The 23336-nt window shown below is 45.0% G+C and carries 11 protein-coding genes and 1 pseudogene; 3 read left to right on the top strand and 9 right to left on the bottom strand.

Going from position 1 to position 23336, the window contains the following annotated elements:
• Positions 1-2 precede the first annotated feature (2 nt).
• From KAH81_00875 to KAH81_00865, 3 genes and pseudogenes are all read left to right on the top strand, one after another.
• Positions 3-2753 (top strand): annotated as a pseudogene (locus KAH81_00875) (pyruvate, phosphate dikinase).
• A gap of 29 nt (positions 2754-2782) precedes the next feature.
• The gene (locus KAH81_00870; GenBank protein MCK5832202.1) at positions 2783-3880 is read left to right on the top strand and encodes a M42 family metallopeptidase; all 1098 of its coding nucleotides are present in this window, start codon (positions 2783-2785) and stop codon (positions 3878-3880) included.
• Positions 3881-4141: 261 nt separating this feature from the next.
• Positions 4142-4828, top strand: coding sequence for a M23 family metallopeptidase (locus KAH81_00865; protein MCK5832201.1), 687 nt, complete (start codon positions 4142-4144; stop codon positions 4826-4828).
• Between the two features lie 4 nt (positions 4829-4832).
• On the opposite strand, the gene KAH81_00860 is transcribed toward KAH81_00865, so the two are convergent.
• From KAH81_00860 to KAH81_00820, 9 genes are all read right to left on the bottom strand, one after another.
• Positions 4833-6422, bottom strand: a complete 1590-nt coding sequence (locus tag KAH81_00860; GenBank protein MCK5832200.1) for a tetratricopeptide repeat protein — start codon at positions 6420-6422, stop codon at positions 4833-4835.
• On the bottom strand, positions 6400-9762 hold the full coding sequence (locus tag KAH81_00855) for a hypothetical protein (protein MCK5832199.1): 3363 nt from the start codon (positions 9760-9762) through the stop codon (positions 6400-6402). Before KAH81_00855 ends, KAH81_00860 begins: the two co-directional genes overlap by 23 nt.
• A gap of 81 nt (positions 9763-9843) precedes the next feature.
• Entirely contained in the window at positions 9844-10410 is a 567-nt protein-coding gene (locus tag KAH81_00850) for a hypothetical protein (GenBank protein MCK5832198.1), read from the bottom strand.
• Entirely contained in the window at positions 10411-10971 is a 561-nt protein-coding gene (locus KAH81_00845; protein ID MCK5832197.1) for a biopolymer transporter ExbD, read from the bottom strand.
• Positions 10972-11541: a biopolymer transporter ExbD gene (locus KAH81_00840; protein MCK5832196.1), complete on the bottom strand. Its 570-nt coding sequence runs from the start codon at positions 11539-11541 to the stop codon at positions 10972-10974.
• 16 nt (positions 11542-11557) lie between these two features.
• Positions 11558-12925: a MotA/TolQ/ExbB proton channel family protein gene (locus KAH81_00835; GenBank protein ID MCK5832195.1), complete on the bottom strand. Its 1368-nt coding sequence runs from the start codon at positions 12923-12925 to the stop codon at positions 11558-11560.
• A gap of 53 nt (positions 12926-12978) precedes the next feature.
• A complete protein-coding gene (locus KAH81_00830) occupies positions 12979-14793 on the bottom strand; it encodes a hypothetical protein (protein MCK5832194.1) in 1815 nt (604 codons plus the stop codon).
• Between the two features lie 2 nt (positions 14794-14795).
• Positions 14796-19583, bottom strand: coding sequence for a T9SS type A sorting domain-containing protein (locus tag KAH81_00825; protein MCK5832193.1), 4788 nt, complete (start codon positions 19581-19583; stop codon positions 14796-14798).
• A 26-nt stretch (positions 19584-19609) separates the two neighbouring features.
• A complete protein-coding gene (locus tag KAH81_00820; protein MCK5832192.1) occupies positions 19610-23227 on the bottom strand; it encodes a hypothetical protein in 3618 nt (1205 codons plus the stop codon).
• Between the last annotated feature and the right edge of the window lie 109 nt (positions 23228-23336).

Below are 23336 nucleotides of genomic sequence, written 5' to 3'. Positions count from 1 at the left end.
ATATGAAATGTCTATACTTTTTCGGCCCGAACGAAGCTGAAGGAAACGCAGGAATGAAGGATATTCTCGGAGGTAAAGGAGCCAACCTCGCAGAGATGTCTAAGCTAGGCTTGCCTGTTCCGCCTGGATTCACAATATCTACAAGTGTTTGTGATTATTATCACAAACACGAATGCACCTATCCTGAAGGCCTTTGGACCGACATAGAAGAGTATATGCATAAACTCGAGAAGGCCATGAAAAAGAAACTTGGAGATTCAGATAATCCACTTCTCGTTTCAGTTCGCTCGGGCGCCTCTGTATCGATGCCCGGGATGATGGACACTGTCCTCAATCTTGGCTTAAACCCAAAATCTGTTAAAGGCCTTGCTAATAAGTCCTCTAACGAACGTTTTGCATGGGATGCCTATCGAAGATTTATTAATATGTTCGGCAATGTAGTAATGAATGTTCCCCACGAAAAATTCGAAGAGGCAATTCAAGCTAAAAAAGACGAACGCGGTGTGTAACTCGACATGGATCTGAGCGCGGATGATCTTAAGGAACTTGTCGATGATTATCTTAATATCTACAAAGAACACACGGGTAGTGATTTCCCAACGGACCCATTTGAGCAATTGAAAAGCTCGATCGGCGCAGTAGTCGGAAGCTGGAACAATTCTCGTGCTATCAAATATCGCGAATTAAACAATATCAAAGGCCTTCTCGGAACAGCAGTTAATATTCAGGCCATGGTCTTCGGTAACATGGGTGAGAATTGTGGAACCGGAGTCGCCTTCACACGGAACCCAGCCACCGGCGAGAACGTATTCTATGGCGAATATTTAATGAATGCTCAGGGCGAAGATGTCGTCGCTGGGATCAGAACGCCTAAGCCAATCAAAGAACTTCAGGAAAATATGCCAAAAGCATATGAAGAGCTTCTTCACATACGCGAAAAACTCGAAGAGCGTTATCGCGAGATGCAGGATGTTGAATTTACTATTGAAAATAATAAACTCTGGATGCTTCAAACCCGTAGTGGCAAAAGGACTATATTTTCTGCCCTGAGAATTGCCACTGAAATGGTCGAAGATGGCTTTATCACTAAAAACGAGGCTATTTCTCGGGTGCCAGCTGACCAACTCAACCAGCTTTTTGCTCCCATCTTAGACTCAAAAGATCAAAAAAAGGCGCGCGATGAAGGCTTAGTGATGGCATCAGGTTTGCCTGCATCCCCGGGTGGTGCGACAGGAGTTATAGTCTTTAATTCCGAGAAAGCTGAAGAGATAATCTCGAAAGCTAAAGCGGAAGCTGCAAAATTACCTAAACATGAACGCAAGGCGTATCTGGAAGAACACACTCGCGTTATACTTACTCGAATCGAGACTACTCCAGAGGACATCGGTGGAATGGCCATCTCTAAGGGTATCCTAACCTCACGAGGGGGTATGACATCTCATGCCGCAGTCGTTGCCCGTGGAATGGGAGTTCCTTGCGTAGCTGGCGCTGGAGAGCTTGTGATCAATTACAAATCCCGAACTCTAAAAATCGAAAATAGGTCATTCAATGAAGGTGATATGATTTCCATCGATGGATTCACCGGCGATGTATATGCAAGACCGATCGAAGTTAAGCCATCGGAAATACTCCAGGTTCTCAATGGCACCCTTCAACCGAAAGATTCCCTTCTATACGCACAATACGAGGAATTCATGAGTTGGGCCGACGAAATTCGCAAACTTGGTGTGCGGACAAATGCTGACACCCCGCGCGACACTGTTATTGCGGTAAAATTCGGCGCCCAAGGAATTGGACTATGTAGAACGGAACACATGTTCTTTGAAGGCGACCGTATTGTGGCATTCAGAGAGATGATAATGGCAAACAATATTGAAGGCCGCAAAAAAGCCCTAGACAAAATTCTTCCTATGCAACGCGACGATTTCGAGGGTATTTTCCGCGCGCTCAATGGCAGACCAGCAACAATTAGAACCCTCGACCCACCCTTACATGAATTCCTTCCCCATGATCCCGAAGGGCAGCAACAAGTTGCGACACAGATAGGCATCTCTGTAGAAGATGTTAAAGCGAAAGTAGAGAGTTTGCATGAGTCAAACCCCATGTTAGGACATCGCGGTTGCCGCCTAGGCATTACATATCCCGAGATTACACAAATGCAAGCCCGAGCGATCATGGAAGCTGCAGTCACGGTATTCAAAGAGGGAATTGAAGTCCATCCTGAAATTATGATTCCTCTGATCGGCAATGTCAAAGAACTAGAGCTTCAAAAGAATTTTGTTGTCGAGATGGCAGACCAAGTTCTTACCGATGCAGGGCTCTCCAAAAAGGATATCCCTTATCAAGTAGGCACTATGATAGAGATTCCCCGTGCTGCCGTGACGGCGGATGAAATAGCCACTATTGCTGAGTTTTTTAGCTTCGGAACAAACGACCTTACACAAATGGGTTGTGGTTTCTCGCGCGACGATGCAGGTAAATTCCTTCCCTACTATGTTAAACTCGGCATCTACGATATTGATCCCTTCCAATCCCTCGATCAAAAGGGAGTCGGCAAACTAGTATCTATCGCTGTTGAATTAGGCCGCAAAACCAATCCAAATCTAAAAGCAGGTATTTGTGGCGAACACGGTGGAGAACCGAATTCTATCGATTTCTGCCACCGAGTTGGCCTGAATTATGTTAGTTGTAGTCCTTATAGGGTTCCGGTCGCACGCCTTGCGGCGGCTCAAGCAGCTTTAAGAAATAAATAGGTTATTCAAAATTCTCGAAAGGATAAATCATGGCAAAAATTAAGTCATCTGACGAACGCGAGAAGTTACTCATCCAATTAACCGATGCATTCGGTCCAAGCGGCTTCGAGGAGGAAGTAAGCAAAATTGTAGAGGAGCATCTCGGCGGTTTCTGCGAGATCATGCGCGATGGGCTCGGAAGCACTATCGGCAAGAAAGTAGGAAGCTCGAAGTCCCCCTCGATCCTCATCGCAGGCCACATGGACGAGGTTGGTTTTATGATATCCGGTATCACAAAAAGTGGTTATCTCAAGATCAACCCACTCGGAGGTTGGTGGCCTCATGTCTTACTTAGCCAAAGGGTTGTTATTCGCACTCGTCAGGGCAAACTAGTTCATGGTATGATCGGCTCAAAGGCCCCTCATTCCTTAAAACAGGAAGAGCGTAGTAAAGTTATGGACCTTGATGACCTTTACATCGATATTGGTGCCTCCGAAGACAACGAAGCCGCAAAGAAATTCGGGGTAAAAGTCGGCGATCCCGTGGTTCCTTACGCTCAATTTGAGAAAATTGGCCCCGACGGCAAATTTCTAATGGCTAAAGCTTGGGACAATAGAATTGGAGTCGCTATTGCAATGGAAGTTGCCAAAGCTCTTAAGGGGCAAAAGCACCCGAATACGCTTTATGCCGGTGGCTCGGTTCAGGAAGAAGTTGGACTTCGCGGCGCTGGAACATGTGCTTATTTCGTTAATCCGGATATCGCAATAGCTATCGATGTTACGCTTGCCGCCGATATTCCCGGAAGTTCCAACTCTGAATGGGGTGAAAAGATTGGAAAAGGACCCTCTATCAGTGTAATGGACGGAAGCCTTCTTCCCAATCCGCGCCTCTTAGACTTCGTTCTTGACATAGCAGATAAAAACAAGATTCCTTATCAGATGGGAAGTTTGAGTAAAGGCGGTACCGATGGTGGCCGTTTTGCTACCACAAGACAGGGTATCCCCAGTTTGACACTCAGTATCGCAACAAGGTATATTCATAGCCACTATGGCATTCTTCATCGCGATGATGTCGATAACTTGATTGCTATTTTAGTGGAAACCGTGAAAGCTCTCGACGAAAAAGCACTCGAACAGATAAGACCTTAAACCTTGACGGATTATAATTAATTAATATATTTCAATTAATAAATGGGAAAATATAGTTTTCAAATAATCCCCCCACATTCGGGGAAGATCAGGCAAATCAGAATTGAGGGCTCACGACTTCGATGGATTCTTTTCGCAGTCGGAGCCCTCATACTTGTAAATGTGCTATTTTTCGGCTTCAATCTGTTTAATTTTAATGAGCTTGTTCAATCTCGCGCGCAATCCAATAATAATAAGTTACTCGCGCAAAATATAAAGATAATGGAACATAGAGCAGATTCTCTGGAAATTCTCTTCGGCAATCTGAGGGAAATTAACTCGAAAGTCCGCGAGGTAGCCGACCTCCCCCCCATCGATGAATCCAATTTTTCTTATGGCATAGGTGGCCCAGAACTCGCTTACCTTGATCCCGATCAACCGATTATCTTAGCTCGCGCTAAAGAAATAGACAGAAAACTCGATTCCCTTATAGTGGCCGCTCAGACCGAAAATAAGGCTATTCTTGAGACACAAGAACACTTCACTAAAAGAAAGTCGCTATTCGACCGCACTCCTTCTATTTGGCCTATGAAGGGTTACGTCAGTTCTGGCTTTGGGAAAAGGCTCGATCCCTTTACTGGCATTTGGAAACAACATGAAGGCATTGATATTTGTGCAAGAAAAGGGACACCGGTGCGCGCTACCGCAGATGGAAAAGTTCGTTTTACAGGCTGGTATCACGGCTATGGCAAGATGGTTAGGGTAAATCATACATATTACGAAACCCGATATGCACACTTAAGTGAAATTAAAGTCAGACCGGGACAGTCCGTTAAACGGGGTGATATCATCGGGACTTGCGGGAATTCAGGTAACACTACAGGTGTGCATCTTCATTACGAAGTCAGGATATCAGGAAAAGCGACAGATCCTAAAAAATATATATCTCCCGCAGTGGTTGAAGACTAAATCTCTATTCAATCGGCTCCATTATCCCCGGCTGTTGCTCCAGATTTTTGATCCAACTTTGAACTTCATCTGAGCGAAAAGCTGATTTGGAATGCCCCTTCTTGTAGTATTTTAAAGCTTCCCTTAATTTGCCATCTTCTTCTAAGATAGCTCCAGCTACAATATAATTCGCACTCATTTCAGGATTGATATCTGCGGTTTTTATAAGAAGCTCGACAGCTAGAGATTCATTGCCAAGCTCATATTCTACAAGTCCAAGATTATGCATAGCCCAATAATTATTAGGATCATTCTCTAAAGCCTGTAACAACGGATGTCTTGCGGCAACATAATTGCCTAAAAGGTAATCCAATGCGCCACGATAAACCCAGAGATTCGGATACAACTTTATATTCATAAGTGAATCGACGAAGTTTATCGCCTCGACCCATTTGCTTGAATCTTCTAATGCAGTAGATAGATATGCTGATTCGCGCCATAATACCGGCAAATCGGCTCCACTATCGGCTATTTCTGTCATTAACGAGCAAGACCATTCACCTTTACCATAGAATAACTCGCTCGTGATATGGGATAGATGTGGTGAATCGAGCGTTAAGGGTTCTGGGTTATTTTTAAAATACTTTCGGGAACCATCAGGAAACACCACTTCAATCTCGAGTTCTATCCTACCATCGTAAAATGGTGCGAATTCTCCAAGATCACCTATAACTTCTAAAGCACCTCTTTCGCTTTGTAAATAATCTCCCGGGGCAATATATATATCTCCTAAAAGCTCAGCAACATCCAGTTGATCGATCTCTTTAATGTCCGTAGTCATTTCCCTTCCAAAAACAATTCTTCCGCAAATATTAAGGATAATTCCATCTGAACCTACAGCATGTTCGAGTGAGGCGTTGAATCTATATTTACCGCTTTCGAAGCTTTCTACAGGGGCAACTTTAAAATCTACAGCACCTCTTTGTAAAGTTGTAGGCGATTTTCGAGTTCCATATCTAGTTTTTCTAAAAGCCTCAAAAGCTGCTGATAAAGCTTTTTCACTTTTGTTTCGATTATATTCCAGGGCTCTAACAAGACCTAGATCTCTTAATAAATTATTTTTTTTCTCACCACGAAATTTACCCAAATTGCTTTCAATAATGTGTCTCGCATCCTTAAATTTCCAGTTTTTGGCTAACAGAATAGCATAATTCCCGATAGCTTTATAGTCGCGCGGGTTTATTTCCATATGAAGCTTATATAATGAATCAGGAAGGCTGTTACACCCAGCCCTCTCCATAACGAAGGCAATATCTCCTAGATATGTTTCATCCACACCAGCCGCAAAATGGGCTATATATAGGTATGTAATTGTCGATATATAATCTTCTGAAATAAAAGAGGAATCTATCATTTGCGATAGAAATTCGGGGGCACCAAGATCATTTGCGTATGACTTAGCTACATTTTCGGCGGAATTAAGGAACCTTTGTGAGCATATCCCATCGGTAAGGTCGATAGTATATTGACCTAAAAGGGGGGTCTTACAAAATAAGAACCCCCCAAAGAGGATAGCAACTTTAATAAATGTCTTACTTAGACGGCGTATAGGCATTGTCCCATGCGCCCTTTAATACTGCGACAACATCTTGACATGCAACAAAAAGTGTTGCATCAGGACCACTCCCTATTTGCGCAATAGCAATCGGAGCCTCAATCTCACCTGTAACTTCACCGAGAGGTTCGAATCTGTTCGTATATTTGTAAATTGCATTGCTAACATAGTCCGAGATAAGGATAAAACCATCAGGGTCAACGAAGATACTACTTGGGCTTTTTAGATTAGGTAGTGCGAAACTCTCAATCATGTCTCCTGTCTTTGAAAAAACAAACACCTTCCCTTGGACAATATCAGTGACTAAAAGCCTGCTATCACTTGCTCTATAGGCAATTCCCATTGGATGCTCTAGCTGATCAACTCCGAATTTACTCCTGAAATTAATCCCCTCGAAAACAACAATACGGCTATTGCCAGCATCGACAACATAATATCTGCCATCCACAGAAATCGCGCTTAATGGCTTCACTAACGGTGAACCACCATAAGATTCGCCCTTAACCGCAATAGGCTGAACATCTGAGCCATCGACCGTGGTGAGCTTAACTTGCCCCGAACGACCATCGACCACTAACAAATAATCACCATCGAGGGCTAAACCGGTAACTGCTGAAACACCGATATCTTCATAATTAATCGAACCAATGAGGTTTTCCCCTGCATTGCGTCTAAATATGGTTTTCTTATCGTTGCTTGCAACGAATAACTGCTCATCGTCGGCAGTGATGGCCATCGGTTGATTTGTATTATCAACATCAGAACCTCTTCTGACATAACGAACAGCCTTTTTTAGAACTAAAGGAACCGTTTGTTCTTCTGTAATTGAAAGCTCCTCGGAAAACTTATAATAGCCTCTAAAGTTAACTTCTATCTTATGTGTCGCTCTGCTAAGAGTTGCGCGATAGGTGCTTCCATCCGTTTTTTCAGCAATCTCAGTATCGTTGTCTATAATAAGAGAATGATCACCGCTTATGGTTTTATCATTAGGATCGACAATTTGAAATTGAACAAGAATAGTCGTTTTTGGTGGCATATCTGGAATTAGATCATCTGCCGGATACGCATTCATTCCTGGGCTGACTTTCTCCCACATAAGAATAGCTTTAGATCTAAGTTCATCCATTTGTGCTTTTGCATCGGCAAGAGACTCATATGTAATCGGTGAACCGATAGATTTTAAATCGTTTGATTGAGGGGGAATACTGCTTTTACACTCGAGACCATCAAAAGCCAAAGTTGCTTTGATATGCCATGTGTCCGACCTGTCTGTGCTTGAAATAACTTTGCGAAGATATGTTCCTTTAGTAACACAACCATCGCTCGACATTCCATATACAAAAGCAGGACGAAGATAGTTATCTTTAAAGCTATTAAGCGCTGTTCTCGCATTGGCCTTATCCTCTATATTGAAGAAACCAACACCGATAGCATATTTCGCTTCTGTTGCCAATTTACCGGTGACGCCATTAAGAATCTGCTGTGCTTCTTTCATTGCGGAAGAAGCTTCTTCTTGGGACTGAACAGCTGTAGCCTTCTTAACATAACCCACACCTTTGAGGAACTTAGCTTCCTGCAATAAACCGGCTTTAACCGATGAATTCTGTGCTACATGATTAAAAAGACCTATAGCTAAACCCACATCGCGGATACGCTTGTCGCCAGCTTCTCGGTTTGCCTTTTCTAGGAAGTATTGGCCAAAATTGAGATAAGCTGCCGCATCATCTGGTAGATTAAGACCTTGCATTTTAAGGTTCGTAATCACGCGGTTAATATCACTGGTTCCACTTGCCATTCTCTGTTGAACTTCAATGATCTGAATCCTAACTTCTGCTTGCTTGAGGATTTCTTCTGGAAGATAGCGGAAATAAGCTCCACTGCTTGAAATAAGGGATTCGTATGTACCTTTGGCTTCTTGAAGAAGAGGGGCAAGCTCTTTAAGAGTAGCATCCCAGAATATACATTCAGCATCTCTAAATTTTGCATCGGCACGCATGATAGCTTCACGCGTTGACCCACTACCACCAGATAAGAAATTATTAAATTGAGCTGAGGACTGGGGATAGTTATTTGGTTCTTCAATTGCCTCAATGAATTTAACCCAACCTATCCAGTAATTTGCAATCTTATCTTTCCCCGTTAAACCACTCCATCCGTTAACGGCCGCACCGGCATTCGCTTCCCCTGAAAAATAGCGCAGCAATTGTGCATCTGCTGCAAGTATGTCTTTTTCCTTTGACCATATCCCAGAAGCTGATTGGCTTGAAAGGGTTTCTAAAGCCTCGCGAAGCTTTGAAGCATCACCAGCGGCACCTCGAGCAATTTTATTATAGAGTATAGCGAAATCGATATAAGGCACTGCGGTAGCAAATGCTCCCACTGAGGACTTTGCGGCCTTCAACCTCGTATCAGCTGTTTCTAGTTCCTCCATAATGACCGCATCTCTCTCTTTATTAGAAAGAGCCACCTCTTCCCAGTTTTCCGGGGTAACCTGCATATATAATCTGGCTATGTAATAATGTGTAAGCCCTTCCATTAATTTCGATACAATAGCTATTTGCTGGTTTTTGGCATCTACCAACTCCGCGAAATAACCTGCTGCTGTAATAAGATCGTTTTTAGCTGCTTTATACTCAGAGGGATCGAAAGTCTTGATTTGCCCGCGTCTTAATAGGCATAATGCTGAAAAATAATTCCCGCTCTCGATCTCAGAGACCATTTCATCCTTGGCCTCTTGAAGAGCAGGGTCTTCGAGAAAATCTCGAAGATCGCCGTATGACTGACCAAGCTTACGAATCTGCGAATTTTCTACCTTAGCATTTTGGTACTGACGATAAGAACACAGTGCTCTTCGATATTTACTATCGAGATAAAAACGCCCGAGTTTCTCTATCGCTGTAAAAGCGCTAATTGCCTCTCCGAATTCCGCAGAAGCCTCGTCGAGCTTACCGTCATCTTTTGCCAATTTCCCCCAATAATAAAGCGCAAGACCTTTAAAATATTTAGCCTGAGCTTCTTCGCTAGGATCGACAATACCGCCAAGGAATACATCGGCGATAGTAACAGCGCTTTGGAAATAGGAGATCGCTGAATCTGAATTACCTTCCTGGAGAGCCTCCGCACCCGCTTCATAAGCCTCATTAATCCCTCCAATGCCGGTTTGATTCATCGCCGGATTAACCGGAGAATTTTCTTCGATTGCTTCTGTAGCAGTAGCATCCGCTTCTTCGGCTAAAATATTTTCATCAACTACTGTCGTAGTCTCTTCTGCATCCTGAGCCACAAGACCAACAACAGAAATCAACGCGATAAAAAGGATTCCTGCGATTATTTTCTTCATTTCATCCTCTTTGTTTATGTTTTAACTTTAAATAACGAAAAAATGTCAAAATACGCCCGCCACAAGACGGGCGTTTTGTTATTAATCTATACCTGCCTGAGAAACCTTTCCGAAACCGTATGCAGCGACCATATCTTTGGCTTCGCCAAAGCGTGGCATGCTCATATTAGGAACTCTATCCGCAAGATTAGCTCCACTCATATCTACGGTAACTCGGCTTCTCGCCATTTCAATCTTGATCCTTAATCTACCAAAGCCCCATCTGGTATAGGTCCAGCTCTTGATAACCGCAAGAATTTCGTTATCGAATGCTGGATCAAGCGTATTGCTTTCTATACTCGCACTCATCACAGAAGTTTTCACAGTATAAGAAAGAATTAAAGGTTGCTCGACGATACCAAATTTCTTTTGTAACTCATTGAAATCGAGATATCGAGTTGCATTACCAACTTGGAATATTGGTTCAGGCGGTGGTTGATACTTGATAACAATATTACCATAACCGCCACGGAAGATTATCTTCGGTCCATCTTCAGTTTCGAAACCGCTCTCGCCTTCGACAGCGTTTCTACAACCGAAAGACATCGCCAATAAAATAACGACGAAGCTTAAAACGACAACTTTATAGGTAGGTTTGAGTTTGCTCATCTACCTCACCTCCTTGATGTCAGCCTTAAGAGTTCCAATCTTGCCATCCAACCAAGCGATCTTGGATATACCGATATTAAACAATATCGAATGAACCTTTACTACCTCTCCATATGGGACATTCCTGGCAGCTCTAATAATCACCTTAACATCCTGTTGACTGAAGGCTTCTTGAAACTTCGCTTTAAGACTTGTCTCGTTAAACCAAAGCCCCATATTTGTTCCAAGAACAATTTCACTTTCCAATGCATATTGGTCACCTAAAAACTGACGGTTTCTGTCAACATCCTTATAGAATTCGGCAGATTGCGGAGTGCCGTCAAGAACAAGATAACCATACATGTCGGATTTGAAAGGGACCTTCAATATCTGAATAAGGTGTGAGACTTCAGAACTTCCTTGATTCGGTGTCGGAAGCGACATATTCCCCTCGACCTGCGGTGCAGATTTCACCGCCGGAAGAACGCTCATCGTTACCAGGAAGAAGATCATCAACTGGAAGATAATATCGATTAAAGGCGTCCAGTCGGCGCTTTCAAGATTAAGATATCTTCTCTGCATCTAACTTCCACCTCCCAATTGCTCTCTAGCTAATCTAGCAAACCTAAAATATACCTGATCGATTCTCATTTCGGGTTCGTCGTGATAGCATAGGTTCATAATATCGAGAACATTACCGTAAGGAGTTCCCTTAAAAGCCCTCATCTCGACCCTCGGAAGGTTTTCGTTGTAATCACGAGCAAAAGTAAGCTGCTTTTGCAGCTTCTTATAGGCTTTATCCCAAGAGAACGGACCCGCGCTATGAGTTGAATCTTTCTTCGCCTCTTCAATATTCGAGATCTCGTTCGTAAAGAGATATGTTACTATATCGCCTGCAACTTCATTATCTTCATCGTAAGCGGCATGAATAAGTATCACGCCGGGGCCGATTTCTAAGGCTTCACCGAGATTACTCATTCCGGGCAACTCGGGTAGGCTCTCATCCATTTCACCTTCCATCTGGGCACTAGCCTGTTGCTCGACTGTCCCCATAGCCAGCGTCACCATGAAGAAGATGAGCAACTGGAAGATGATATCGATTAAGGAGGTCCAGTCAGCAGAAGGTACAGCCTCTGTTTGTTTTCTGGGCATTCTGCCCCTCCTTGGGTTAGGCCCTGTTTAATAGGTCGATAACGATTTCCTCCCATTTGGAGAAAACCCAATCAGCTTTTCCACGATAATAATAGTAAATCATCATGAACGGAATACCGAAGAGCAATCCGAAGAACGTGGTAATAAGCGCTTGATGAATACCTCCTGCGAGGTTTTCAATCGTATCGGCCATAGGCGCATCCGGATTTTCCTTTAATTGCTCCTGGATCTTCATGAAGGCCTTCTGAATTCCTTCAACAGTGCCGAACAAACCGAGCATAGGCTCAACCGAACCTAAAGCCCAGAATGCCGTGACACTCCATCCCTTAAGATCGTCGATTTCTTTAAACGAGGTGTTCTCAACGGCTCTGTCCATTTCCTGACTCGCCCACCAGTTATTGCGGTTAATCCTCTGATTTTCCAGCGCCGCGAGAAGAACGCGCGGGAACGGGTAGTCGAGCGGTTTTTTCTTCAGTTTGATACCGGGAACGCCATTTTTACAGACATCGATAGCCTGCTCTATCGCAGGAAGACCCTCTTCGATCCAACGGCGCTTCTTAACTTCCTCTTGTTCTTGAGCCGTAGCTTTAATAAAAGCATCGGTGCTCTCCCAATTCGAGGGATCGGATGCCATAGCCGCCATAGCCCGCGACCAATATTTTGCCACTTCGCGAACAAAGACATTGCCCTTAGGCGATAGATGATCGCATTTCCCGGTTCTATCGAAAGGCAAAGCCGAATATAAGAACCCGGGTTTATTCGGCGGGAAGATATTCGCCAAACGAAGTCTATACCATGTTATCGGCATAACTCCCAGGATTCCCAATAAAGCGAGAGCAATAATAACGTAGGTTTGCCATCCGCCCTTATCGAAGGCGAAAAGTAAGAAACCAATAACGCCTTTTCGTTCTTCGCTTTTTCCGCCGGTTTCCTTTTCATGTTTATAAATCGTTCCGGCAGCGAAATCGTCTCGATAATTGACCGGAGGATCTACAATACGCACTCTGGAAGTATAAAACTTGTCAAAGTTTAGATCGCGGATTACTAGCGAAGCCTCATTAGTTTCCTGAGTCTTATCGATTTGGCTGAAAACCGAATCAGTAGCTACTTCTACGCGATAAGTATACTCTACATTCTCAGGAGAAAGTTTAGTCCATTCACCTGAAAATTTAGAGCCTTTTTTATCTTGAGCTTTCTTGATGTAAAGCTCCCATGACATCGTGAGATTAAAACCTTCGTCGGTTTTCTCCCACTTGGCATCGGAAGTATGCAACCAAATAGAATCCAGTTCAGCTGGCGCTTGCGCCGCTAGGGTTCCACAAATTGCAATAATTCCGAAAAGCACTGCCAGCATCACGCCGTTTGCGATGCGGTTAAACTTCATTTGTTCCTCCTTGGGAAACATATTAGTTATATTGGTTTTTTGGTTTTTCATAATTAAATCTCACCCGCTTTCGAGCGCATCGAAGCTGCGCTCGCGGAATCTCCAAGTTCTTCGAAACATATAGCGGCTTTTTCCGCAGCTTCACGACGAATCGAAGCTTGCATATCCGGATAGTAAATTAAAACATCTAGATAAAGTCCCAATGCTTTACGAAGCACGGTTGGGTCTCCGCTTGCAGTGGAGAAAATAATATCGGCTAACAGGATCGTAGCGTCATCGGCAATCGAGTTATCCATATACTTGGGGAACATGGGATAGCCGATTCTTTCACCGCTTTCATCATAAAAGCCTGATCCATATTTACTTACTAAAGTCTCTAGGTAATTAATTGCCTTCGTCTTATCTCTATCTCTGAGTATATTTGCTGCACGATAAAGAGCGAGAACCTTAACAGGGTCATCTACATTCTTCCCTGCGATAGACTCGTAGTCCTTAAGTGCCGCGTCAGTTTCGCCTAATTCTTCATTGATCAAAGCTAGATCATATTGAAGGCGAAGGTCATATTGAGCGCTGTCGCCACCTGCCGAAATCAATTGATCAAGAAGGATTTTGGCTTCTTCATCTATGCCTTTAGCCATACGCGTTTCAGCATACATATAATGTGTTTTCTGGCTAAATACAGTCTGAGCTAGAGTATCCGTAACTATCTCGGTCATCCAGTTAGAACCATACTTACCATAATAGGCAGAATTGAAGAAGGGATGAATTTCGCCAAAACGAGGTTCAATGTCAAATGGTGCTTCAAGAGCTTCAGCCTTGAAACGGCATTCTCCGTAGATCAAGTTTGCTTTCGCTCCAACAAAACCGCGCTTACTCATATGCGGTTCAATGGTCGATAACTGTGAACACGGATCACCTTCAATATCCTCAAGTTTGCTCATTTCCTCGCCCATAAGAGTCAAAGAAACTCTCGCAAAATTATTGCCTATCGGCGCTAATGCTCCTCCGGCATAATCTAATCTCGGATAAGTCCCTGCAACTCTACCGGCTATATTGTCGATCATCAACCCAAGTCCGAATGTAAGCTCTGGCTTCATTATATCGTATCCTGCGCGGATTGCTACCCATCCAAGATGATATTCAGCGCCGACTCGCGGTGAAATATCCCTTCCAGAAACCATCTCACCATCGGCTGTAACATAAAGGTCATTAAGAACCCTCCAACCGACGCCAGCTCGAACGGTCATCGGATAGGCATCACCAGCTACCTCGGCTGCACCGAGGTTCTGAAGCGTCAAACCAACGCGATATTTAAACATGAATTCTTTAGACAGAAAGCCGACATCGACGCCGCCAAAACCATTTGCGGATTCGTCTCCCATATTCTGCATCACATATTTAGCGGTAAGACCACCATACAATTTGTTCTGCATGAACGCCCGACCCCAACCAAACAGAGCGGCTGATTCTCCCCAAGAAATTTCTTCGGTAGAACGGTTGAAAGCATCGCGGCCCTCTATAGAGGTCACTCCTTCATTGGCAAAGCCTATACCAAAACCACCGAGATCCCCGATAGGAATAGCGAAACTTCCGTATTCGGTTCTGCTATCGACATAGCCTTGAGCATGCATGAAACGAAATTCCCAGCGTCCGAGTTTTCCTAATCCGGCGGGATTCCAAACGAGGGCATCGCCCCCTGTGGGCATTACAGTATATGCTCTGCCCATAGAGAAACTCCTTGCATCGAGTCCACTACGGAGAAGCTCCCCGGCTTGACCGGCACTGCCATCCTGAGCGAAAGCTGAGAAAGAAACCAATGCGAAAAGCGGGATAATCCAGAGATAGTCGAGTTTAAATTTTCTACTCATGACTACTCACCCCCCTTCCATACAGCTATTTTGCGTTTTATGATTTCTCCTTCGACCTCTACAATTGCCACATAAACTCCTCCGGCAACAACATCACCCTTTCCGTTCTTGCCGTTCCACAAAACATCAACTGTTTTACTTCCACCGAGAGCGGAGACTGTCGTATTCCATACCAAGTTACCATAATTATCATAGATACTAACCTCTACCGATCCACCTATCGAAATCCCCTTGACCCTAACAATAGTGGGTTCTTCCGTCGGATCGAAAGGATTTGGGAAGTTGGTCACAAGCTCTTCATCTAAATCTATAACAATAGCGGGCATTTTAATCGAAGCCGGGTTCTCGGCGCGGTCGAGCAACTTCACCCAAAATACTCTAGCATCCTGTCGAATTTCACCGGAAGCTGAGGCATCATCATCTATATCTGCAAGTTCTGAAGCAGTATAAGTGCAAGTTGTATCAGTAAGATCGAGTTCACACTTCTGAACATTCAGTGTAAAATCTGCATCCTCAGCAATGAGCATAGCACCCACAATACCCGGATTAGGATCGCTGGCACCATAGGCCTTAAATCCAATTTCCACATCGTCCGAATAATATCTATCGCCAGTCGATATATCGAAGGCTTCGATATTAGAAACGCTTGGATTCTGAGTATCGAGAATGATTGAATCTACCGCAATCTTTGATTCCTGTGTTCCATAACGAATCTGAGCATAGACATATTTCATCTGGTTCAAGCTGGAGCTAAACGTGAACTCCCCATATTCGGAATAATCCATCCAGCTACCTAAACCGCTTGCGCTTTCGCCGAATCTCATATAATCCGGAGGATTATCCATCATAACATGCGTGGCGACAGTTACTTCGCCACAGTAATCGCTATCTTCGAGATCATTAGTATCGACAACCTCGAAAGCGAACTCGATTGAATCCGGTATTATTAATAGATCCGCTGTTTTAAGATCGCTTGGATTACCCGCCGAATCGATCACTACTATACTGAGATCGTAATGCTGATCGGGAACAAGACCACTTGTTAAATCGCCCGGGAAAGCCGCATAGAAAATACTATCGGCAGGCGTATCCCAGGTTGAATCGTAAGTCGTGCAACTTATCCTGGTTGGATCGGAGTCGATCTGCCAGCAAACTTTCCAGAGAAAGCCCGGTGCGGGGTCGTCCATGAATTTTATTGGAAGAGAGTTCGGAAGCACCGAAGTAACGCTATCCGTAACCTCTTCACTGAAAACATCGAGAAAATCGAAATCAGGTGCGGTAACATCGTAACCGCCGTGTATGGTTATCTGACTCAATGGATCGAAAACATTGCCCCAATTACCTGCGGAGTCGCGAAGACGCGAAACTATCTGCTTTCTACCCTCGGAGTCTGTGTCGATAACCAATGGAAGACTATCCGTTCTGAAGTCCAATGAAATACTATGTTCCTCGATATCAATAACATGGTCGATGTCTCTCCAGAGCTCAAGGTCGATACCACCAGAGAACTTTATACTATCGGTTCCACAGCCCTCATCATAGGAGAAAGGCACCTGCGCAAATATATAACTCTCGTTCGACCAGCCCATAGCCGCTTTAAATATGGTGGGGAAGTTATCTCCCGAAGTGGTATCCCATACGAAGAACCCCTCATTCTGTTCCGGTGCTGTCATGTCAAGATAGATAGTGTCTTCGTCCATCTCACTGACTATATAGCTCTCGGAAAGAAGCCATCCATAAATAACTTTTTCGCCTTCGGTGGCATCCAATACCATGGTAAATAAAGTATCACCGCTCTCGGGATAGTCTATCCAACGCGGGTCGTCAGGTTCGGGCAAACCGCCCGGTGTCTCGGAAAGAATATAAGCTGCAGCCGGAGTTCCATAAGCAAACAAATGCACACCAACAGTTGGGTCATTCGTGCATTCATTATTCTCTGGTTCGCTATCGCAGTCGTAAAGCGACATGTCGAGAACGATTTCCTTATTATATACGATTGTGGCCGAAGAAATCGCCGAGATATTCCCAGCTCTATCCATAAGAGCAACATAAACCGTCTTAATACCGCCTGTGAGCGTATCTGTAAGCATATAACTTAATGTCCCCGAACTGAATGAACGGCGTATCGAGCGGACGATATTTGGATAATCCGTTCCATCCTCGAAAATCGATGCATAAGCCGGCGTGTATGGATCATCATCGCCGAAAATCTTAACAACGATACTTGGATCGTCGGTATAATCCGGTGAAAGACTTGTAGCATCTAAAAGCTGGATCGAGTCTATAGTCGGAATATGTGTATCGAGTTTAATGTTGAAAATCGGGTCGGCATCTTCAGAGGCCCAATTCCCGCTGGAATCCTGAACATCACCGATAACATCACTAGGGCCATCAGCGACTGGAAGCGCAAAGTCAACTTGATAAGTCCCCGGGAATGCATCAGTGCCGAGAACTAGAGTATCGATGGATACCTTATACCTATAAAGGCCGGTTCCACTGGATTCGCCACCTGTGTCGTAGCTGCCAGTGAACATGCCTTTAACATCTGCATCGTTCGTCCAACCTGTATCGGCAACATCTGCAGGACCTGAAGGTTCTGTGTGTATCGTAAGGTCTAACACGAGAAAATCTGGAACCGTCGGATGCTGAATATCAAGCTCTATCGAAGCAGTATCCGGATCTGTGAGGATAATATCATAATCGGTCTTTCCGCGAACGGACAATGTATGCCAACCGTCTGTCCTTTCAAGTTTGCCAATTATGGTTATCGTATCCGAATCACCGGTAGGATCGTCCACAGGGAAAACAGTATCGGGTAATCCCAACATGGAGCTTCCATCCCAAACCAATAATGTATCTATTCCATTACCGTATGCTATCTCAATAGATATTTCGGTTGTATCGGTGTATCTTCCTGTAACATCGGGGCCGTCGATATCGCGAATATTGAATATTTCGACCCACTTATTTCCATGAATATACCTTATGCTATCTATCGCAGCTTCGCTAACGTTACCAGCACTATCGCGAACTACAACATAAAGCGTCATCCACTCGCCCGATGAGAAGCCATCGAAGGTAAATGTATAATCGCCATCTACCGCCTGCCAATCGTCAGTATCAATGGAATTAAGATTGGAAGCATTCTGCGCGAAGTATATTCCGCTGGCCGAGCCGTAATAAGGATCGAGATTAGCGGTAACATCGACAGTGAGCGAAACCGTTGTGTCGGTGTAGGTATCCGGCGTTACATGGTTCCAAAGTGTGCATGCCGAAAGAACCGGAACCTCGGTATCGAGTTCGATTACCCCAAACCTCGACTCGCTGATATTAGTAGCTCTGTCCTTGAGATGGACATATGCTTCCTTTGCGCCGTCGTCATCCGAAGTAATCCAAATATAGGGCGGTGTTCCTGCCACAAAAGCCATATAATCCTCGGTGAATGCCGAATTCGAGGCAACCGAAACGGTATCCAAGCCGCTGGCATAACCATCAACCAATGGGTCGATAGCGCTTTCGGGCGTTACTTTGACGGCCCGAGAGTTTGTCCAGCCATGCATTGCAGGAACATCATAGCGATGGGAAACCGTTGTCGAGTCTATAACCGTTGTCGAAGTAAACTCAGGCTCCTGAGTATCGACATAAAAAGTCCAATCCCAGGTCGTTTCTGATTCATGATTACCGGCCAAATCGACAGCTCTAGCACGAATGTTCCACTCGCCATTCTCGGTGCGTGAAAATACGAAGGTATCGCGCGTGACACTTTCCACAGCCGGGAAAAATAGACTATCGAAAGGTAACGGCGGAGTATCGCCGTAATCGGTATCAAGATAGACTGCTGTTAAACCGCTATATGAATCAGAGGCTGAGAAAAATAGATTAATTCCTTCGGGCCAACCTGTATAATAAAGCGGTAAATCTTCCGTTTCTATAATGGCACTTGTCGGATCAGTATCATCAACCCTTGTGTCAGCCATTGGGGCATGAAGCGTTCCCAGTGGAATGGTTCCATTGCCCAAGGCATCCCATGCGCCGATGAAAAACTCGTATTCACCATCGCCGGTTCCTGTAATATCAAATTCCATATAGTCGTCGTAACCAGGTGGTGGCGGTGCTTCTGCAAACACCCTAATCCAATCGGTCGAAGGCGGCATTCTGTAATATAATACCACACTATCGACTTCACCAACGAGGGCATCATTGGCTATATAATGAATCGATACCTCATCGGTATTCCACCAATCCGGTAAAGAATCAATTTCGACAGTAGGTGGTGCGGCATCCTGAACACTACAATGTGTCTCAGACCAATCGGAGAACCCGTAAGTTGAAGGCGGTGTGTACCAACGATAACGCACTTTATAACAATACCGCAATCCTGAAGTAAGAGGATCGTCGGAATCGCCATAAACACCGCTACCGATCGGATAAGCATATTCGCTTCCGTAGGTAGAACCGAAATCAGCAGCATCTGTCACCGGTATCGGGCCGATAGAGATTCTATCTGGTCCCAAAAGCTCCTCATAGGCCGAATCCGGCCAATCAGGAAATCCGGTAGATGCTGTATCAACCCAAATCTCCCAAGCTGAAATTGTAACACTATAGCTTGTAGGTTCGGACCACAGCAAAGGGTTGACATGTCCCGCAGTATATGCCGGCTCCGGCTCAACTACAGGCGCTGATTGCGCTAACAGGCTTCCAAAAAGCCCGAGAGCCAGAATACCGAGTATAATAGGCATAGTCTTTACTCTCAAGGCTCGCTCCTTATCCTTTATGTTTATTTTTATCATAACTACTCATATCCAGTTGGTTGATACTATTTCACTAGAAGCATTCGCCTTGTCTCGGCAAAGCTCCCCGCTTCCATCCTACAAAGGTAAATTCCACAAGGAACAGATCGTCCGAGATCGTCCAAACCATCCCAAACAACACGATGGCTTCCAACCTCGACATAGCTCTCGACGAGGGTCGAAATCGTGTGGCCATTGATGTCGTATATCTTAATGGACACTCTTGAATCCACCGGAACGCTGAACGGCACCGTAGATGTAGCATTGAATGGATTTGGAACATTCTGACCAAGAGTAAACTCGGTCGGAAGAACGCCCTTTGTAACAACTTTCGCTGTCCCAAGGAATTCTATGCTTTCAACCTTGTGCATATCAAACGTCCCAAAATCGGTAACAATCTCAAGTTCAACCGAAGGAAGCGCCTTTGCGTTCCAGCTAATGATAGAGCCATATGGCGCCGAGATATTCCATACACCATCCGGCCTTACCTCGCGCAAGTAACGATAGCCAGATTCGTCAACGAAACATGGGCTGAAGGCACCCGATGGCGGCGCAGGCGGCATTACAATATCTGCCGCATCGATTCCGCTTTCGGCGTGAGTCGAATATGCCAGTTCGATGGGACTGCCATCTATATCGATGTTTATGTTCCAATCGATAACCGGATCATCGACTATCCCTTTAGCCATTCCAGCTTCGGAATAAAAATCCCCTGTTCCGCTGAGAAGAAGCCAATACGCCTCTCCACCATTCAGATGGGTTGTCGTATAATAAGGTGTTTCACCATCGTAACCGTAGGCTCGTGCCCAACCGGTTCCGTCCCAGGTAAAACCGCTCCCAAGCATTGCAACAGTAGAATCATAAGGAGTTCCAATACTCCACCATCCAGGGCCAATTTCAGTCTCCTCGACTCTGACCACAGGAATACCTGTAATCGGATAATCCGCTGTGGATGACATAAGCACCCAATAGGCTTTACCCGGTTGCATAACAGTAATCGGATCATATATCGAGGTCGTTGGATTCCATTCATAATAATCAAGTCCACCGGGGAATATGACATTAGCCTCATTATTGGCTGGCATAACCGGAAGACTGATAAAGTTCCATCCAGCGCGAATATGAATAGTATCCGTGACGGTCAACGCCTCAGGAAGATCGAAAGCAAAAACCTCTGACCAACCGCTCTGGTTAGCCGGGGATTCACCATCAAGGGCATACATCATGAAATAATGCCTCGGGCCACCGAAAAGTTCCTCTATTGGGAAGGTGTAGCGATGCGAAGGCACCGTGCCGAGGTGAGTATTGGGGGCGATAATTGTGTCGCCGATCCAAAGCCAGCTTTCGGTTCCACCGTGGCGAAGAACATATTTCGTCGTAAGCGGGCTTATGCCGGTATCCGACCATACTATAGTGAAGGAATCGAGATAGTGACTAACAAGAACCGTGTCGATACGCGGGACTGCCGGCGGATGCTGTCCAAGTGCTGCAAAACAACCTTGGCCGCCCTCGGTGTTCATATGTCCGCAATAATCATAAGGCACCACTCGATAAACATTATCGTGCCAGTTGTTCGTCGGAACAGGATCGTAATCGACGAACTTGTTATCAAATTTGGAAACTGTGGCAATTACGGTTCCTAAATCGCCTGCCATTGCTGAACGATAGACTTTTACCGAATCGATACCAATTCCATCAGCATCGTTGAAATCACTTTCATCCCAGTTCAAAAGAATATCGACAGTATTAACGCTATCCGAGAAAGACTGAACATTAATAATGCTCGTTGTCGTTGGCGGAGTATTATCAACGCGTGTTATAGAAATATTGCTCCACTCGGAAACGTTGCTGTGAATATCGTAGAAACGCGCGCGGAAGAACCACTGTGTTTCATAAAGACCACTGATATTGACTTGTAGCGTATCCCAGTTAGTGCAGATACCGTCGTCATGGTTCGTGAAATCGAAGAAACCGCCGATCGCGGTATCACCGTGTAATGGTATCGGGCCAACGCCGACGAATGTCGCGCCGCCAAATTCCGGTTCCGCCGACCATTGTATCTCGACCTCGGTGGCATCACAACGGGTTGTATCTACGAATTCAACATAAATCTCCCCATCGCAAGCATATGCCGGAAGCCTATTTGCCATTGGCGCGGCAACGCCCTTATCAACAGTTGCGGTATCTATCTGAAGATCCCCACAATCAAGCCAATTTGTCCAGCCAGCAGAATCATAAGGACATACTACATAATAATATGTGACATTATCTATAAGATCAATAACCGGGTCGGTCGGGCCATCATCCTGGAATGTATAAATCCCCTCTTCGTTCACATAATATTCCCAGAGCACATAATCAGCAATATCGCTGGAGTCCGGTGGAAGATGATCGCTGATCGAATCGGCAGGGAAACGGAAAAGGTGATAACCGAGGATTCCACTTCCACAATCGTCCCCCGGATCTTGCTCGAAATGAACATATATACCATCCTCGCCATACGAATGCGCGAACATTTCATCCGGGCACCCCGGAGGCGTGGGATCGTTTGTGGTAAGTGGATAGGTCGGTATAAGGTGAGACCAAGGACTTGTCGTTCCTCCGAGGTATCTCGCCTGTGCACTAAATGTGTATGTCGAACACTCCATCGTCGAGAAGAAGTAGAACGGTGTATCCGTCCAGTCCGTTTCATCCATGATATACATATCGGGATCGCCGGAAACCGAATCAATAAAGACACCATACTTGCGGAACCGATATTGAACTACCTCGTCGGGGTCGCCGGGGCAAGCATCGAGATTAACGCGAATTGTCACACCACCACCGACATGATATCTGTCTAGCGGCTGAAGTTGAGCGCAAGGCGGGAATCCAAAACCGGAAACTGCGGCGCAACGACGGAAAATATCATTGCCATCCCTGCGTATCCATCCAGCTTTGTCCATCGGGACAATAACATACCAGTAACATTCATCCGGAGTAACTTCATAATCCGACCAATCATACCAAGCACGACCATCATCTAGAACCGAATCGATAGGAGTTTCGGTAGGATCGATATACTCGAGTGTATATCCTAGGCCACTTGGAGCTCGATAAATATAATATTTATAAACTCCAGAAGCGCTGTCAGTGCCTTTATACCAGTTGATACGAATGCGCGTGGGGCTCGGATAATAGTAAGTCGAAATCCCCTCGATACGGTCAGGACGATACCAATCGTGCATAAGCCAGAGGTCCATTGCAGGATCCTCGTCAGGATTGGAATACGTCACTGTATCACCGTCGGTCACGGCGGCATAGTATTTGAATACTTCGCTGTCACCACCACCATCCATATTGGTGTATGCCATCGGCATCCAATCTGTCTGTAGATCAGGCACCGAAGCTCCCAGTGGTGTGCGGAAAAAACGGTATTGGCGCGTTGGAGAAACACACATCGGCATCACTTCAAGCGAAACACTGTGCCCTTTAACGAATCCTGAAAGCACCAAATCGCCTTCGAGGGTATCACCAATAAGGCCGTAACCGGTTGTCACTAAATCTGCGCAAAGTGGTTCCGTAGGTTGAGCAAAAAGAACGCCCGAACCTAAAAGCAATACGCATACAATAGCGACACTCGTTATTCTTGCGTTAAATTCCATTAATGCCCCCTTCCTCGGGAGTATCGGATTAAAAATAAAATTCTTTCTATTCAAACTTATACTTAACAATATTTTCCATTTCCCATACTAATAACGACTTCAAACAAGC

The sequence above is a fragment of the bacterium genome, assembly GCA_023145965.1.
In the GTDB taxonomy this organism is placed as follows: domain Bacteria; phylum UBP14; class UBA6098; order UBA6098; family UBA6098; genus UBA6098.
Note: the sequence above shows the minus strand (reverse complement) of the source record. Positions and strands in the feature narration are given on the sequence as shown.

Bases quoted from the DNA above. Each gene is read 5' to 3' on its own strand.
- KAH81_00870 (MCK5832202.1), top strand. From the start codon at position 2,783: ATGGCAAAAATTAAGTCATCTGACGAACGCGAGAAGTTACTCATCCAA.
- KAH81_00865 (MCK5832201.1), top strand. From the start codon at position 4,142: ATGGAACATAGAGCAGATTCTCTGGAAATTCTCTTCGGCAATCTGAGG.
- KAH81_00860 (MCK5832200.1), bottom strand. From the start codon at position 6,422: ATGCCTATACGCCGTCTAAGTAAGACATTTATTAAAGTTGCTATCCTC.
- KAH81_00855 (MCK5832199.1), bottom strand. From the start codon at position 9,762: ATGAAGAAAATAATCGCAGGAATCCTTTTTATCGCGTTGATTTCTGTT.
- KAH81_00850 (MCK5832198.1), bottom strand. From the start codon at position 10,410: ATGAGCAAACTCAAACCTACCTATAAAGTTGTCGTTTTAAGCTTCGTC.
- KAH81_00845 (MCK5832197.1), bottom strand. From the start codon at position 10,971: ATGCAGAGAAGATATCTTAATCTTGAAAGCGCCGACTGGACGCCTTTA.
- KAH81_00840 (MCK5832196.1), bottom strand. From the start codon at position 11,541: ATGCCCAGAAAACAAACAGAGGCTGTACCTTCTGCTGACTGGACCTCC.
- KAH81_00835 (MCK5832195.1), bottom strand. From the start codon at position 12,925: ATGAAGTTTAACCGCATCGCAAACGGCGTGATGCTGGCAGTGCTTTTC.
- KAH81_00830 (MCK5832194.1), bottom strand. From the start codon at position 14,793: ATGAGTAGAAAATTTAAACTCGACTATCTCTGGATTATCCCGCTTTTC.
- KAH81_00825 (MCK5832193.1), bottom strand. From the start codon at position 19,583: ATGATAAAAATAAACATAAAGGATAAGGAGCGAGCCTTGAGAGTAAAG.
- KAH81_00820 (MCK5832192.1), bottom strand. From the start codon at position 23,227: ATGGAATTTAACGCAAGAATAACGAGTGTCGCTATTGTATGCGTATTG.